Source organism: Bacteroidota bacterium, from assembly GCA_039714315.1.
Taxonomy (GTDB): Bacteria; Bacteroidota; Bacteroidia; order Flavobacteriales; family JADGDT01; genus JADGDT01.
Genome location: JBDLJM010000064.1, coordinates 1 through 16,868 on the forward strand (window position 1 = coordinate 1; position 16,868 = coordinate 16,868).

A 16,868-nucleotide genomic window follows, 5' to 3' on the forward strand; every position below is an offset into this window, starting at 1 on the left:
TAGACTTTGAACTTTAGACTTTGAACTTTAGACTTTAGACTTTAGACTTTAGACTTTGAACTTTAGACTTTGAACTTTAGACTTTGAACTTTAGACTTTAGACTTTAGACTTTAGACTTTAGACTTTGAACTTTAGACTTTAACCCCTTCCTCAAATCAACCCCTTATACATACTGCGTATTATACCGTCGACCAATCCTATTTTTGGAACATGCATAATCTTTGCTCCTGACCACTCCATTGCAGATAAATAAATTTTTGTTGCAGGAATTATAACATCGGCACGATCCTCATTTAATCCAAGCTCCTCCACCCGTTGCTCGAAAGTGAAGCTCTTTAAGTAATTCAGTTTTGCAAAAAGATATGCAGACGAAATAGTACTTCCTTCGTGACGTCCCGACATTTTAAATATCTTATTGATATTTCCTCCTGAACCAATTGCTTCAATTTTGTCTAAACCTACTGTTTTATCTTTTATCCATTTCTCTATCTTTTTCCACACACCATCTTCCACCTTGTTGTTTAAAAGACGAACTGTTCCAATCTTAAAGCTTTTGGCACCAACAATCTCTCCTTTCGAAAATATTGTAATTTCTGTACTTCCGCCTCCAACATCAATATAAATATAAGACTTGTCTTTATCTATCAGGTCTGATAGTTTTGTAGAAAAAATAATTGCTGCTTCCTTTTTCCCGTCAATTACTTCAATATTAATCCCGGATTTATCTTTTATTTCATCAACCAGCTTAGGTCCGTTTTCAGCATTTCTCATTGCAGAAGTTGCCATTGCTCTATAATCAACCACATTATGAACATTCATTATATGTTTAAAAGCCGACATAGCATCAATCATGCGTTTATAATTATTTCCAGAAACAGCACCTTTTACAAATACATCCTCGCCAAGTCTGACTGGCAACCTTATCAGGGCCACCTTCTTCACAACCGCACCACCTTCTTTCTTTATTACATTTGCAATCATTAGTCTGACAGCATTGGACCCAATATCAATTGCAGCATATTTTTTTGCACTCATTCTCTTCCCTTTTTTACCGTAATTTTACCATCTTAAAAATAATAAATAATCCTGTATGAATGTCGCAGTATACAAACTTTGTATATGTATTTTTCCGATTCACAGTTAATTGTCTTTTCCTATCTTATCCTTATAATACTCGAAAGTTGTAAAATGGGTACGCACTTTCTTATCGCTTGTTTTCCTGTACTTATTACTGCTCTTTTCTGAAAACACCCTTGCTTTTGTATTATCATTCCAAATAATATCAAAGGTATCTCTTATTTCCCGCTGTATATTTTTATCCAAAATCGGGCAGGTTACCTCTACCCTATGGTCAAGGTTTCTGGTCATAAGATCGGCTGATGAGATAAATACTTTTTCCCTTCCGCCATTTCCAAAAATATACACCCTCGGATGCTCTAAAAACTTATCTACTACACTTATAACTTCTATATTTTCACTTAATCCCTTCACTCCCGGTATTAATGAGCAAATCCCCCTAACTATTAATCTTATTTTAACTCCGGCCGAACTTGCTTCATAAAGTTTATCAATAATTCGCACATCAACAAGAGAGTTCATTCGCATATGGATATAGGCCTCTCCATCATTTTTAGCTATTGCGATCTCATTATTAATCATCCGCTCAAACTCTTTTCGCGTAAAATGCGGCGACACAATAAGATGTTTATACTTATTAATTCTATAATTAGCATTAAAGAAATCGAAAATCATATCAACATCTTTCAACAATAACTGATTAGAAGTAAACAAAGTATAATCGGTATAAACCTTTGCCGTTGATTCGTTAAAATTACCTGTACTTATAAAACCGTATCTCACAAATTCACTGGCTTCTTTACGTTCAATTATACATATTTTAGAGTGAACTTTTAAACCTTTTACTCCAAAGATCAATTCTATACCTTCAGTTTTCATTTTCTCGGCCCAGAAAATATTGGCCGCCTCATCAAACCTCGCACGCAATTCAATTTGTACAATAACTTTCTTTCCGTTTCTCGCTGCGTTTATTAAAGCATTTACAACTCTTGAATCGTCAGCTACACGGTAGAGTGTTATTTTAATAGACTGAACTTTAGGATCAAGTGCCGCTTCTTTTAAAAAACTAATTAAATATGAAAAATTATGATAAGGCGTATATAGTAAATAGTCCTTAATTTTTACCTGATCAATCAAACTTTTAGACAAGTCAAAACCAACTATAGGAAGATTATTTACCTTCTCATACTCCCATTCTGCCGGCCCGAGATTAGGAAATTTCATATAGTCTTTCTTATTGTGGTACCTTCCACCGGGAGCAATATTATCGAACCTGTCAACCCCCATTAACTTTTTCAGCCTATTTAGAAAATTCTCCGAAATCCTATCCTCGTATATCAACCTTACTGCCTCACTGCTAACGCGTTTTTTTAAACTACGCGATACTTTATCTATAAAACTTCTCGAAATATCATTATCAATGTCAAGTTCGGCATCACGGGTAATTTTTATTGTAGCAGCCTTAAACTGATGATAATCGAAAAAACGAAAAATATAATCCATATTGAATCTTATAAGGTCATCCAACAACATTATATACTGTTCCTTACCATCTGACGGAATTACGATAAAGCGTCCGTGTTTGTGAGTAGGTATTTCGATTAATGAATATTTCAGCTTTTCTTTATCCAGATTTTTTTTCTGCATTTCGATTGCCAAATAAATAGCCTCATCTTTAAGATTAGGAAATCTATCTATCTGATCGAGCATTATAGTCATCAATGAAGGAGCAACTTTTTCTATAAAATAATCCCTGATAAATTCTACCTGATCGTCTGTTACATTTTTCTCATCTATAACATAAATATCTTCATCTCTCAGCTTATAAATCAATTTATCCAAAAGTTTCTGGACCTTATCATGCTGTTTTAATACAGTAGTAGTTATATCGTCCAGCAACTCTGAAGCGGGCATTCCAAATTCCTTCTTTCCGGATTTCCCGGCAAGAGATATTCTCCTGACATAAGCATATCTGACTCTGAAAAATTCATCCAGATTATTAGAAAATATCCCGAGAAAACGAATCCTCTCAACAAGGGGTACCGATTCGTCTTCTGCTTCCTGCATTACACGATCATTAAATAATAACCAACTCTTTTCTCTGTTTACGTATGGTACCATTACTATGTTAATTAATTATCTATGCTACAAATAGTCTTTTCCTATTTTAGTCAATATTCTTGTTTAGTATCATTTTTGGAGAGATATAATTCAATACATCCCCGCCTTCTTCAATATCTGCCCATCCGGCAACATCAAATTTGATATCAATCAATGCTGATGTTGGGACATTCTCAATATCCATACCTCCTAATTCCCGGGCGAGTAAATTTATTAGCGGGTTATGAAATACCAGCATAATTGTATAATAGCTGTTGTCGACTCCCCTTATAAACTCATAAAACTCTCCGCGATACATTTCATACAAGCTGTTTTCAATAGCTACTTTATCGAACGACACACCTAAATTGTCTGCAAAAATTAAAGCTGTATGAAGCGCTCTATTGGCAGAACTCGAAAATATCTTATCGACACCTTCAACCTTATCTGAAAAATATTCCGAAACCAGGTAGGCTTTATTTATACCCGTCTCCTTTAATGGCCGGTCATGATCATTTACACCAAAATAATCCCATGACGACTTTGCATGACGGACAAGAATAAGTCTCCTCATAAGTTTTTTATTATTCGCAACAATAAAAATAGTAGTTATTAATAAAAGAGACTAATATTAATTGTGAAGTTTTAGTTATGAAAAGTAAATTCTTTTCCTTCGGATGTAATTTCTACATTATCGAAATATTTTTTTGCCTCATCCAAAAAAACATTTCTATCACTATATCTTGCTGAAAAATGCCCTAATAACAATTTCCCTACCTTAGCCTCTCCTGCTACAATTGCAGCCTGCTTAGCAGTTGAATGTCCTGTTGCTTTTGCAAGATCGGCCTTATCCTCTAAAAAAGTACTTTCATGATACAGTAAGTCTATATTCTCTAACCACTTAAACAACTTAATTTCAAAAGCGGTATCCGAACAGTAAGCATAACTTAAAGGCTTGGGAGGATCGAAGGTAAGAGTTTCATTTTTTATTATTTCACCATTATCTGCCACATAATCCTTTCCCAGCTTTAGGTTTCTATAATCACAAACTTCAATACCGTGACTCACAACCGAATCTATATCCAGTTTTCTCTCCTTTATTTTTTCTTCGAAAAGGTAACCATAAGTTTCGATTCTGTGATTCAAAGGAAGCGCTTTTACCGTAAGCTTTTTATCGTCTAAAACAACAACAGGCTCATCTGACGACAGCTCATGAAAATGAATAAAATAAGACAGGTAGGTTTTTGTAATACGAAATTGAGTGATGATAATTTCCTTCAATCCTTTTGGAGAATATACATGCAGGTCTTTTTTTCTATCCAGAAGATGGAAAGACGACAACAATCCCACAAGTCCAAAAAAGTGATCTCCGTGCAGGTGTGTTATGAAAATATGATTTATTTTGGAAAACTTTACTTTGTGTTTACGTAATTGAACCTGTGTTCCTTCGCCACAATCAATCAAAAAATAGCGCTCCTCCATATTTAATACCTGTGCACTTGGATAAGCCCACGAAGTAGGTGTTGCAGAACTACACCCTAAAATTTTTAACGTGAAAGACAATGTGAAACTATTTTATGATTAACCTTTTTGCAAGAATCTGATCATCGTTCTTGATACTATAAAGATACAAACCATTTCGCAGATCCTTCTGACTAAAAGAAACCTTATTACTTCCTACTTTAGCTGTGAATGTCTTCTTAAATTTTAAGTTGCCTATTGCATCTCTAACCTCAAACTCAACCAGTTGAAGCTTACTAGACCAAAACCTCACTTCAGTTTTATTGGAAATTGGATTGGGGTAGTATTCAAGTGCCTTTAACCCTATTTTATCTGACGATGTTTCAAGATCTATGTTTGTATCCTCCCGAATGGAAATATTTTTTATCTCATATCTCCGAACCAGACTTTTTCCCGAGTCAATAGAAAAAGTAGTATTAATTTCTATATCGATATTCGAAGATGAAACTCTCGCAATTCTTCCGTACAATTCAAGGTATAAGCGATAATAATTTTCATCACTATTATCAACAACAGAAGGAGAATACGATAATCCCCGAGGCACGTTGTTAACTCCAACAATACGAAGTTTTTCTATCTTAACCTTTGTGAGACGACCACTCATAGATGTAATCGTATCTTTTGGAATTCTAATCTCCAGTCTATGATTGTAATACTCGCCAACTTTAATATCCGGCAGATCGTAAAAAGGGACAGTATTCAACCAGTAAGTGTTTGTATAATTATCGTCTTGTAATTGGACATTATCATCCTGCCCCATCAATACCGATGAGAATAAAATATATGCAAATACAAAAAAACGTAAATTTTTAATCATAAATTTCTAAAAGCCAAGTTCTCTTTCCAAATCTTCCATTGTCACAATATCAATAGCTTCCTGCATTGACGGGGCAACGGATAACGAATCTTCAACATCGTCTGCAGAAACGTTCGACATAACAACTACAAACGACATGCCATTCTGTTTATGTATGTTGGATAATTGGTGAATTTTTTCCAATTGAGACTCAGAAATAGCCAACTCTGACACTTCAACCACCAGACTATCAGAGCTATACTCTGACAAATCACTTTCCAGAAAATTTACAATATTCTCAAAAGATTTTTTTTCACTAAACAGTATATAGTTTTCTTTAATTTCTTTTTCCATTGATTTAGGATAATTATCTGTTAATTTTCGAAGCCAGTAAGTACAAAACAGCCATTCTGATTGCAACACCGTTTTCTACCTGGTCTAGTATTATTGACTGAGAAGAATCGGCAACTTCACTTGTAATTTCAACTCCTCTGTTAATCGGGCCGGGGTGCATAATTGTAATCTCCTTATCAAGAGAATTCAACAAATCCATATTTACACCATACATTTGAGTATACTCACGGATAGAAGGAAAATATTTCAAATCCTGACGTTCGTGCTGAACCCGCAACATATTTGCTACATCAGCCCATTCCAAAGCTTTTCTAAGATCGCTTTCTACTTTCACCCCTAAAGTATGAATGTATTTTGGCAAAAGTGTTGAGGGACCACAAACCATAACCTCTGCTCCCAGAAGGTTAAGCGCATGAATATTAGAAATCGCCACGCGCGAATGAAGTATATCCCCAACAATCACAACTTTCTTACCTTCTACATCTCCAAATTTCTCTCTTATAGAATATGTATCTAAAAGTGCCTGTGTAGGATGTTCATGGGCCCCATCACCTGCATTAACAATACGTGCATCAATATGTTTCGACAGAAAAACTCCTGCACCCGGATTAGGATGTCTCATCACAACCATATCGACTTTCATCGACAAAATATTATTTACGGTATCAACCAGAGTTTCTCCCTTTGATACAGACGATGATGATGCGGAAAAGTTAACAACATCGGCCGAAAGTCGTTTCTCAGCCAGTTCGAATGAAAGCCTGGTTCGTGTACTATTCTCGAAAAATAAATTTGCAATTGTCAAATCGCGCAGAGAAGGAACCTTTTTAATCGGTCTGTTAATTACCTCCTTAAAATGATCGGCTGTTGAAAAAATTAACTCTATATCTTCTCTCTTTAGTCCTTTTATTCCCAAAAGGTGATCTACACTTAACTGACCCATATAAGTTAATCGTTTTTTTGTTCAAAATAAACTCCATCAATACCATCCTGTTCCTGCCATTTCACCAATACTCTCTCATCGGCATAAGCATCAACCTTTCGCCCTCTATAATCCGGTTGAATAGGCAAACTACGACTAAACCTTCGATCTACCAAAACCAATAATTCGATATTCCTGGGTCTTCCAAACGACTGAATTGCCGTAAGGGCTGCCCTTACGCTACGTCCTGAAAAAAGCACATCATCAATAAATACGACATTTTTATCTTCAACCAAAAAATCAATATGAGTTTTATTAGCTTCTATTGGCTCATCTCTTCGCCTAAAGTCATCGCGGAAAAATGTTATATCCAGATATCCCAATTCAACATCAGAAAAGCCATATGACTTATTAAGGATTGTCTTTATACGATCTGCAACAATTGTTCCTCTGGGCTGCAAGCCAATTAATACAGTATCTTTAAAATCACTGTGATTTTCAACCAACTGACAGGCTAAGCGCTCTAATGTTACTTCAATATCTTTTTCTCCTAATATTATTTTATGAGCCATTCTTATAAATATTTAAGTACTTATGAGTACTTATGAGTTATGAGTACTTATGAGTTAAACACTTTTATTTTAACTTATTACTTATTGACGTAAAAATAGCCAGTATTTCGTTAGCTTCCTCTAAAATCGGTTTAAATTTTTCATGCATACCCCACTCAGTATCCCAAATAATCATCCAAAAGTAATCACAATTAAGCTATACACAAAAAAAAATCCCTTAACAATTGTTAAGGGATTTTGAAATTATAAACAAAGGGCAATATTATTTACCACCTTCCATTTTCTTTTTCAAATCAGCCAAAGCATCTAAATCACCTAAAGTAGATTTTTCAGATTGTTGTGCAGCAGCAGCTTTTTTCTTGTTCTCTTTCACATTTTTAGTTTCAATTTCTTTGAAAATATTTGTGTGAGAAAGCACGATACGCTTGAATTCTTTGTTGAATTCAATTACTTTAAAGTCTGCAGCTTCACCTTTAGTAAGGCTGTTTCCGTCTTCTTTAACAAGGTGACGAGATGGAATAAATCCTTCAACGTCTTCTTCTAACATAACAGTAGCTCCTTTGTCGTTTGCATCTTTAATAGTTGCATTTACAACAGTGTTAAGAGTGTATTTTTCCTCGTATTTATCCCAAGGATTTTCCTGTGTATGTTTGTGACTCAAGCTCAAACGACGTGAGTTAACATCCAATTCAAGAACCTGAACATCTAATTTTTGTCCAATTTCACAGAATTCTGATGGGTGCTTGATTTTTTGAGTCCAAGAAAGATCAGAAATATAGATCAATCCGTCGATTCCTTCTTCTAATTCAACGAATACTCCGAAGTTAGTAAAGTTACGAACGATACCTTGGTGTTTAGAACCTACAGGGTACTTCATTGTAATATCAGTCCAAGGATCTTGCGATAATTGCTTAATACCAAGTGACATTTTACGATCTTCTCTATCTAGAGTCAATACCTGAGCTTCTATTTCATCACCAACTTTTACGAAATCCTGAGCAGAACGTAAGTGAGTTGACCATGACATTTCAGAAACGTGGATCAATCCTTCTACACCAGGAGCGATTTCGATAAATGCACCGTAATCAGCAAGAACAACTACTTTACCTTTTACAGAATCACCTACTTTAAGGTCAGCACTCAATGCATCCCATGGGTGAGCTTGTAATTGTTTCAATCCAAGTTGGATACGAGTCTTAGCCTCATCAAAGTCTAAGATTACAACGTTAAGTTTTTGATCTAATTCAACAATTTCTGATGGGTGGTTAATTCTAGACCAAGAAAGATCTGTAATGTGAATTAATCCGTCTACTCCACCTAAATCGATAAATACACCGTAAGATGTGATATTCTTAACTGTACCTTCAAGTACCTGACCTTTTTCAAGTTTAGAGATAATCTCTTTCTTCTGAATTTCAAGATCAGCTTCGATAAGTGCTTTGTGAGATACAACAACGTTTTTGAATTCGTGGTTGATTTTTACAACTTTGAATTCCATTGTTTTCTCAACGTACTGATCGTAGTCGCGAATTGGTTTAACATCAATTTGAGAACCCGGTAAGAATGCTTCGATTCCGAATACGTCAACGATCATACCACCTTTAGTTCTACATTTTACGAAACCATTTACAATAGTTCCTTCATCGTGAGCTTTGTTAACATTATCCCAAGCTTTGATAGCTCTAGCCTTACGGTGAGAAAGTACCAACTGCCCTGTTTTGTCTTCACGTTGATCGATAAGTACTTCTACTTTGTCTCCAACAGCTAAATTAGGGTTGTAACGGAATTCATTAAGAGAAATAACTCCTTCAGACTTTGAGTTAATGTCAATAATAGCTTCACGGTCGTTCATACGAACTACAGTTCCTTCTACTACGTCACTTTCAACAACGTCTCCTAGAGATTCTTCGTAAAGTTTCTCCATTTCTTCCCTTACTTTTACGTCAGTATCTTCGATACCAGCTTCAAATGCAGCCCAATCAAAATTTGCGAATTGGTCTTGCTCTTCGATATTTTTATTTTCCTCTGACATTTCGGAAAATTTGTTTTGTATCTCAGTAATATTACAGGACTTAGCAAACTCTTCTGAGAGTGTTTAAATAATTTAGTTTCAACCCTTTCTGTCCTGATTAGCGCTCAAAAGGCGTGCAAAAGTACAAATAAATTTTCTTATAACCAAAATAGACGTCAGGCTTTACAATTCTCATTTACAAACAGTTCTGATACTTTAGGAAAACTGAGATTATGAGATTAGAAGATTATCAATTTTCCTTCTTTTATCCCGGCTTTCGAAAAAAACTAATAACACTGGCAAGTATTATTCGCTAATAATAATATTTTTTTACTCATGATTGCTTCGCTTATTTCTATAACTAAGGTATTAAAACGGTATTAACCGAAAATATTTACAGAACAAAACTACAGCCGAAAGCCACTTTAGCCGGCAAAAAAAAGCCTGTACAAACATTGCACAGACTTCTTATTTTATAAGGTTTTATAATTTATTGCCTTCTTTTTGCAGAAAACAAATCTGTTAAACTTCACCTTTTGAACTCTCTTTCTGATTATTATCTGCAAAGGTATGGCTTTCTGATTTTGCAAGTAAATCCAGGAGAATGTCATTATTCAACTTAGTCCCGTTTACCATATTGGTAAGAACTATAATAGTTTTATCGTCTTCGATAGATCTGATAAAATAACTTTTAAATCCTCGCCACCATCCGTGATGATAAATAAGTTTTTTGCCATTATATTCAGCCAGCCTCCACCCTAACCCATAAGGTTTTCTGAACGACTTAGACCTGTTGGTATATGCTTCTGTTATAGTTGAATCGGAAAGCAATTTTCCACTCCTCAATCCCTGATCAAATTTATACAGATCTCCAACCGTAGAATACAATCCTTTATCGCCATGAACCCCATCCAGAAAAAATGGAGTATAGGGACGTCGTTTATTTTCATAGCCCGTAGCTTCATCATGATCTGCCAAGCTATCTATTGTATACAAATAGCTGTTCTCCATATCCAGCGGTTCAAATATATTCTCATCTAAAAACTCCTCAAAACTCTGCCCTGAGGCTTTTTCAACTATTGAAGCGAGAAGTTCGTAATTTGAATTATTGTAAAAGTATCGCTGATTTGGTCTGTAATAAACAGCGGGTTTATGCTCGACCATCAATCTCAAAACATCATCATTACTCATCAGTGAATCCTGATTCGCCCAATACTTTTCGCTCCAGTAAACATAATTACCCAGTCCGCTTCTATGCGATAATAACTGCTCAACAGTAATACCTTCATACGGAAAATCAGGAATAAATTTCTGGACAGAATCGGAAAGAGATAACTTACCCCGTTCTTTCAACATTAAAGTTGCCACAGCGGTAACAGGTTTTGATACCGAAGCCAACTGGAAACTCGTATTAACACTTAAAGAATCTCTGTATTGAAAATTAGAATAGCCATAAGCTTTTTCAAATATTTTATCGCCGTCGGCAAACAGCACTACCCCATTAAACCTCCCTATTTTATTCCTGTAGGCAAAGAAATCATCAATTCTGCTTACTGCTTCAGGATTAAATTCTTTATTTTTGGAGTGCGATTCAATTTCATCAACAGAAACCAAATAGGATTCCGGCTGATCTGTATTACAAGAAAATTGAGTTCCAAAAAATATTAGGATTAAAAATATATATTTCTTCAAAATGAATGTCTCTTTAGGATATTCTGCGAAATTAGCACATTCAATAATCTAAAACTGTTAAAATATGTTATTTTTACAACTTGCTTTGATCAGTGTATTTTTTTCACACAATATTACAGAATCATCAGCAAATCAATCAGATAACTACAAATCTGATATTGAAAATTGGCAAAATGAACTAAACTCTCAATTCAGAGATAAAGACAACTCCCCACTTACAGAGGAAGGCTTAAGTGTATTTGTAGGATTAAACTTCTACGAAGTTTCTCAAAACTACAAAGTTAAAGCAAAATTTACATTAACTCCTTTTGAACCGGTTTTCAAAATGAAGACTAATACTGCACGGCTTCCCGAATATAAAATATATGGAATTGCCGCCTTTGAACTCAATGGAAAGAAATTTGAATTAAACGTTTATCAAAATCAAAGACTGATGCACATGGAAGGCTATGAAGATTATTTATTTATTCCGTATACCGATCTAACCTCCGGAAACACTTCGTATGCCGGCGGTAAATATATTGAAGCCAGAATACCCAAAACGGATATTTTGATAATTGATTTCAACAAATCTTATAATCCTTATTGCGCATACAACCATAAATATTCATGCCCGATACCTCCGCGCGACAATCACCTGGATATTAGAATAGAAGCCGGAGTTAAGGCCTATACCGACTTAGACGACAAGAGTCATCATTAATCGAAAAAAACGCAAATGTTAAATAACTAAATATTACCTTCGATCTGCAAAAAGTATAAGTAAAAAATCACTACTTTTGCGCCCGCGAAAACTAGTTTATAACAGAAAACAGAACATTAGCATGTTATCAAAAATAATTAGAATTGGATTATCAGTAATATTATTTGCCTTAGGTGTTTATCTGATCACTGAAAGAGAGATAGGTAATGGTATTATGGTTATTTTACTTGGGGCCGTTGTTTTATTTACTTTTTTCAGAAATGAAATGATCCTTTTAGCATTTTGGCACCTTAGAAAACAAAATTTCGAAAAGACTGAAAAATTTCTTGGCTACATCAAGAATCCGGACAAAAGTTTAATAAAATCACAACAGGCATACTACGCTTACCTTATGGGACTGGTAAATTCTCAGAAACAAACGGGTAAAGCTATGGGTGAGGCTGAAAAGAATTTCAAAAAAGCATTGAATATTGGTCTTAACATGGATCACGATAAAGCTATGGCAAATTTACAGTTAGCTGCTTTAGTGATGGCCAAAGGCAGAAAACAGGAAGCTCAGAAGCTTCTTACTGCCGCTAAAAAACTGGACAAATCAAAAATGCTTACCGATCAGATAAAGATGCTGCAGGGACAAATGAAAATGCCTGTTCAGAAAAACATGGATCACTTCAGAATGGGTGGCGGTAAAGGCAGAAGAAGATAGTTTTAAAACCAATGATATTATATTTCGGAGGGTGACTGTCTAAAAATAAAAGATAGTCACCCTCTGTTTTTAAACCAATAATACAAAAGAAATATGGAACAAAGTTTCGCATTTTTTTTAGCCTCTTTCTCCGGGTTATTTGCAATTATGAACCCTATTGCAATGACTCCGTTTTTCATTACAATTACTAAAGAAGCTGATAATGAAACAAAAAAAGAGGTAGCTTTTAAATCAACATTGGTTGCATTTATTGTTGTTTCTGTATTTGTATTAACAGGTTCTTATTTATTTAAGTTTTTTGGCATTACTATTCCGGGATTCAAAATTTTTGGAGGACTATTAATCGCTATGGTTGGGTTGGAAATGGTACAATCTAAAAAGCCATCTACCAAAAACACAAAAGTTGCCTTAAAAGATTTCGATTTAGGTCAGGCTATTTCACCGCTCGCCACACCTATACTGGCAGGCCCCGGAACAATCGTTACCGCAATGAATTATGTTGATCCTGAACAGCCCATATCGGTAATGACAACTATAATATCTTTTGCCATTGTTTCATTATTAACCTATCTCGCTTTCAGATCAAGTGATTTTATAGTAAAAAAGATAGGTGATAACGTAATTCAGGTTATTGCAAAGATCATGGGACTGATTATTGGTGTTATCGGCATTGATATGTTTATATCAGGGGTTAGGATTGCTTTTAATTTATAGACTTAAAAAAACTCGAACTCATCAATCTCATCAAAAGTATCGGGATTCACTACTTCCATCCTAATACTTTCTCCCTCGATTTCGAAAATAACAACTGCATTTTGCGTTGAGAAATTAGATACCATATCGCTCCATGGCATTTCTTCCTGAGCGTAATAAGGAGCTCCGGCAGCGCCATTATTTATTTGCTGTATTGTTCTGCTAAGTTCAATTCTTTTACCTTTCCAGTTATCGGGATACAGGTTTGTTTCCGGACCTACCTCAGTTCTGGCGTAATTATGCTCATCGCCTGTTAAAATAGCTTTTACTTTCTTAGATTTATTTACCAAAAAATCAAGATATTCATCCCTTACATCTATCATACCTTTCTTTACGGCTTTCCCTGCCACATAAGCCCTGACATCATTATTTCCTCCGTAATACATTGCATCGCCGGTATGTCCGCCATTAGGGAAGGTTGGAGTATGCTGGGTAACAAAAATATGGTCTATATCATCGTTCTTTTCCAGCATAGCAATTGTTTCCTTCATCCACTTTATCTGATTCTCCATTAAATAGCCATGAGGCGACCCCGATGTTTCGGGGTATTTTGGCAAGCGCGTTGCGTACCAGTATTCACTGTTAAGCACAACTACCGCAATATTATCGTAAGTGTAGTAAAACACATTTTCTTTATAGCTCGGAAAATCAATTGTTCTTTTCGACGGATCGTAATAAGCTCCGTCTTCGCTGTCAGGTCCGTTGGTCGGCAGTGTGAATTCATCAGCAAATATTGCCTCCATCGACTCTGTTTCGAACGGGAAACGGTCTACTCCCATCGGCCAGGCATTCGGGTCGGGCTTAAACTCATAGGATAAAACCTCATGATTGCCAATTGCGGGAATTATCGGGAAATAATGAGCCCATGGATCAATGGCTCTTTTCCAGTTTGCATATTCGGCCTGCTGTTTTCCCTTGCTTGAATTATACCCGTTTATTAAATCGCCTGTATACTGCATAAACGACACGTCCCTGAGACCGGCGTAAGCCATTATCTTTTTCACAATATAAAAATTAGTACCTCCAAGGTCGCGTTCTCCGCCTCCAATACCCGAACGGGAATCACTGGCATAGGCAAATCTGAACTTTGTTCTGCTACCGGCTTTTGGAGATGTTTTCAGCGAATAATTTTGCTCAAACCCGTCAACTACAACTTTATAAGAATATTTCGTATTTGGTTTTAAACTGTCAACTTTTATCTCGTGCAACACAGCACTTGATGATATTATTTTCCCGTTAATAAAAATTTCAACCTTAGCCGAACGATTGGTTTTCAATCTGAGAATTACTTCATTAGGGTATGACATTGCAACTGAAGGGCCTTCAATAATTGCATCGGCAAGCTCAAACGGACCTTTCCCTTTAAAAGAAACTATTCCTTCGTAAATTAAATTTCCGCTTTCTTCCTGAACCCTATAACCAAAAGTACCCATTCCATTTTCTTCCCAGGAAATCATATCGTACTTCCCTTTCATTTTTGAGATATCGATATCAGCTTTGCCGCCAATTATTTTTGATGTTCTCTTAAAATATACCGGTAAAGGATATTTCATATCATGGTATGGAATAAATCCATAGTAAAGAACTCCCGACTCTACAGCCTTTCCAAAATCGAATGCTATTCCGCTTTCCGTTCCCTTTGGATTACCTATGAGATTAGAGAGTGTTTGTGGAGAGCTATCATAAACTTCTTTTAACTCTTTACCATCAAGATTAAGAGTTAAAACCCCATCTTTATCGAATGATAAATTTGAATACGATTTTGGTATTTTACTATTCTGGCCAACAGCGGCGAATGTTGACAATAAAAACATAAAAGCTATTAATCTCTTCATTGTAGTACAGTTAAATTAGGACAATAAAGTTAATCAATTATAACTAATCAATTTCATCGGCATTTATCAATCCGGGGGCCTGATTGGAGTTTTATCGAAAAAACTTACTTCTACCCATGACAACCTTTTTTAACCGCAAAGTTTCGCAAAGTATTTTTACGTTACGTTGCGGCTAATTTTATATTGTCATCAAAAGCTTGTTTTCCGAAATCCTTGTTTATATTTGTTATTCAAACAGAGCTCCTAAATACTTCCCTTATTTTTTAATGTATTTAGATGCTTTAACAGAATTACAAACTAATAATCTTAAAAATGGAAAATAAAAAATCAATGTTTAGCTATGCCCTGAACCCGGGTGTAATTTTGGGTATTGTATTAATACTTATTGCTGTAATAATTTATGTTATTGGTATTGACCCAATTGAAAACAAATGGGCAGGAATTCCAGCATACTTCGCAATTGCCCTTGTTATTTTTTACTCTCAAAAAAATTACAGAGACCAGCAAAATAATGGATTTTTAAGCATTGGTGAAGCTGTAAAACTTGGAGTGACAATTGCGGTAATAGGAGGTGTTTTTTATGCAATATATAATATTATCTTTGTGACCGTTATTGAACCGGATTTTGTTGAGGATATGCTCTTAAAAACAGAAGAACAGATACTGGAACAGAATCCTGAAATAACTGATGATCAACTTGATATGGCAATGGGAATAACAAGAAAAATATCATCACCTGCTCTTTCAATTCCATTAGCGATTATCGGTAATGCAATTGTAGGGTTAATTTTTTCACTGATAACAGGCTTGATTTTAAAGAAAAGTGATTCACCACTATAAAGAACAGTTATAAAAAATATGGATATTTCGATAGTAATACCTTTATTAAACGAAGAAGAATCTATAAATGAATTATACGATTGGATTGCAAAAGTTATGCAGTCCAATCGTTTTTCGTATGAAATAATTTATGTTGATGACGGAAGCACCGACGAGTCGTTTAAGGTATTAAAAGAACTGTCCGACAAACATCCGGAGGTTAAGATAATTAAATTCCGAACCAACCACGGAAAATCGCAGGCTCTAAACGCTGCATTTAAAACAACAAAAGGTGATGTAGTTATCACCATGGATGCAGATTTACAGGACAGCCCCGATGAAATTCCCGAATTATTCAGGCTGATAAAAGATGATAATATGCATATTATTTCGGGCTGGAAAAAGAAACGCTACGACCCGATCACCAAAACTATGCCCACCAAACTGTTTAACTGGGCTGCACGTAAAACATCGGGATTAACACTTCACGATTTCAACTGCGGATTAAAGGCATACGATGGTAATGTGGTAAAAAATATTGATGTTTATGGTGAGATGCACCGTTACATCCCAATTCTGGCCAAATCGGCAGGTTATACAAAAATCGACGAGAAAGTAGTAGAACATCAGGCCCGAAAATACGGTACTACAAAATTCGGGATAGAAAGGTTTCTTAACGGTTTCCTCGATCTGATATCGATATGGTTCGTAAGCAAATTTGGCAAACGCCCTATGCACCTTTTTGGAGCACTGGGAGTACTTATGTTTTTTATAGGATTTATTGCTGCCGGATATCTGGGAGTGATGAAACTCTACAGACTCGAACATGATCTTCCAACTATCTTGGTAACCGACAATCCTCTTTTCTACATCTCACTTGTTATGATGGTACTGGGAACACAGTTATTCCTGACCGGATTTGTGGCCGAGATGATTTCGCAATCCAGACATAAATCTCCTTTATACCATATTGATGAGTTGGTGAATGTTGAATAGCACTTGAGGGTAA

General features: G+C 35.5%; 16 protein-coding genes. 5 read left to right on the plus strand and 11 right to left on the minus strand.

The features are described from left to right. Positions 1-151: 151 nt before the first annotated feature. The 10 genes from ABFR62_07925 to ABFR62_07970 all read right to left on the minus strand — a co-directional run bounded on the left by ABFR62_07925 (position 152) and on the right by ABFR62_07970 (position 11,046). Entirely contained in the window at positions 152-1,036 is an 885-nt protein-coding gene (locus tag ABFR62_07925; protein ID MEN8138345.1) for an exopolyphosphatase, read from the minus strand. 105 nt (positions 1,037-1,141) lie between these two features. Continuing rightward, positions 1,142-3,199, minus strand: a complete 2,058-nt coding sequence (gene ppk1, locus ABFR62_07930) for a polyphosphate kinase 1 (GenBank protein ID MEN8138346.1) — start codon at positions 3,197-3,199, stop codon at positions 1,142-1,144. Between the two features lie 46 nt (positions 3,200-3,245). Beyond that, positions 3,246-3,752 (minus strand): histidine phosphatase family protein, encoded by a 507-nt coding sequence (locus ABFR62_07935; protein ID MEN8138347.1) that lies wholly within the window; start codon positions 3,750-3,752, stop codon positions 3,246-3,248. A gap of 71 nt (positions 3,753-3,823) precedes the next feature. Further along, positions 3,824-4,741, minus strand: a complete 918-nt coding sequence (locus ABFR62_07940) for a ribonuclease Z (GenBank protein ID MEN8138348.1) — start codon at positions 4,739-4,741, stop codon at positions 3,824-3,826. A 7-nt stretch (positions 4,742-4,748) separates the two neighbouring features. Continuing rightward, positions 4,749-5,516, minus strand: coding sequence for a T9SS type A sorting domain-containing protein (locus ABFR62_07945; GenBank protein MEN8138349.1), 768 nt, complete (start codon positions 5,514-5,516; stop codon positions 4,749-4,751). A gap of 6 nt (positions 5,517-5,522) precedes the next feature. Next, a complete protein-coding gene (locus ABFR62_07950) occupies positions 5,523-5,849 on the minus strand; it encodes a ribonuclease Z (GenBank protein ID MEN8138350.1) in 327 nt (108 codons plus the stop codon). A gap of 13 nt (positions 5,850-5,862) precedes the next feature. Beyond that, the gene (locus ABFR62_07955; protein MEN8138351.1) at positions 5,863-6,792 is read right to left on the minus strand and encodes an aspartate carbamoyltransferase catalytic subunit; all 930 of its coding nucleotides are present in this window, start codon (positions 6,790-6,792) and stop codon (positions 5,863-5,865) included. 5 nt (positions 6,793-6,797) lie between these two features. Next, positions 6,798-7,343, minus strand: coding sequence for a bifunctional pyr operon transcriptional regulator/uracil phosphoribosyltransferase PyrR (gene pyrR / locus ABFR62_07960; GenBank protein ID MEN8138352.1), 546 nt, complete (start codon positions 7,341-7,343; stop codon positions 6,798-6,800). A 262-nt stretch (positions 7,344-7,605) separates the two neighbouring features. Continuing rightward, positions 7,606-9,375 (minus strand): 30S ribosomal protein S1, encoded by a 1,770-nt coding sequence (gene rpsA / locus ABFR62_07965; protein MEN8138353.1) that lies wholly within the window; start codon positions 9,373-9,375, stop codon positions 7,606-7,608. A 501-nt stretch (positions 9,376-9,876) separates the two neighbouring features. Beyond that, a complete protein-coding gene (locus ABFR62_07970; GenBank protein MEN8138354.1) occupies positions 9,877-11,046 on the minus strand; it encodes a serine hydrolase domain-containing protein in 1,170 nt (389 codons plus the stop codon). 64 nt (positions 11,047-11,110) lie between these two features. On the opposite strand from ABFR62_07970, the gene ABFR62_07975 reads away from it, so the two are divergent. From ABFR62_07975 to ABFR62_07985, 3 genes are all read left to right on the plus strand, one after another. Then, positions 11,111-11,749, plus strand: coding sequence for a DUF1684 domain-containing protein (locus tag ABFR62_07975; GenBank protein ID MEN8138355.1), 639 nt, complete (start codon positions 11,111-11,113; stop codon positions 11,747-11,749). A 121-nt stretch (positions 11,750-11,870) separates the two neighbouring features. Continuing rightward, positions 11,871-12,452, plus strand: coding sequence for a DUF2892 domain-containing protein (locus ABFR62_07980; protein MEN8138356.1), 582 nt, complete (start codon positions 11,871-11,873; stop codon positions 12,450-12,452). Positions 12,453-12,545: 93 nt separating this feature from the next. Further along, the gene (locus tag ABFR62_07985) at positions 12,546-13,166 is read left to right on the plus strand and encodes a MarC family protein (GenBank protein ID MEN8138357.1); all 621 of its coding nucleotides are present in this window, start codon (positions 12,546-12,548) and stop codon (positions 13,164-13,166) included. Between the two features lie 2 nt (positions 13,167-13,168). Here ABFR62_07985 and ABFR62_07990 read toward each other — a convergent pair whose 3' ends face one another. Continuing rightward, a complete protein-coding gene (locus ABFR62_07990; protein ID MEN8138358.1) occupies positions 13,169-15,040 on the minus strand; it encodes a metallophosphoesterase in 1,872 nt (623 codons plus the stop codon). 312 nt (positions 15,041-15,352) lie between these two features. Between ABFR62_07990 and ABFR62_07995 the strand changes: the two genes are divergently transcribed. Then, on the plus strand, positions 15,353-15,880 hold the full coding sequence (locus ABFR62_07995; protein MEN8138359.1) for a DUF4199 domain-containing protein: 528 nt from the start codon (positions 15,353-15,355) through the stop codon (positions 15,878-15,880). A gap of 18 nt (positions 15,881-15,898) precedes the next feature. After that, the gene (locus tag ABFR62_08000; GenBank protein ID MEN8138360.1) at positions 15,899-16,855 is read left to right on the plus strand and encodes a glycosyltransferase family 2 protein; all 957 of its coding nucleotides are present in this window, start codon (positions 15,899-15,901) and stop codon (positions 16,853-16,855) included. Positions 16,856-16,868 lie beyond the last annotated feature (13 nt).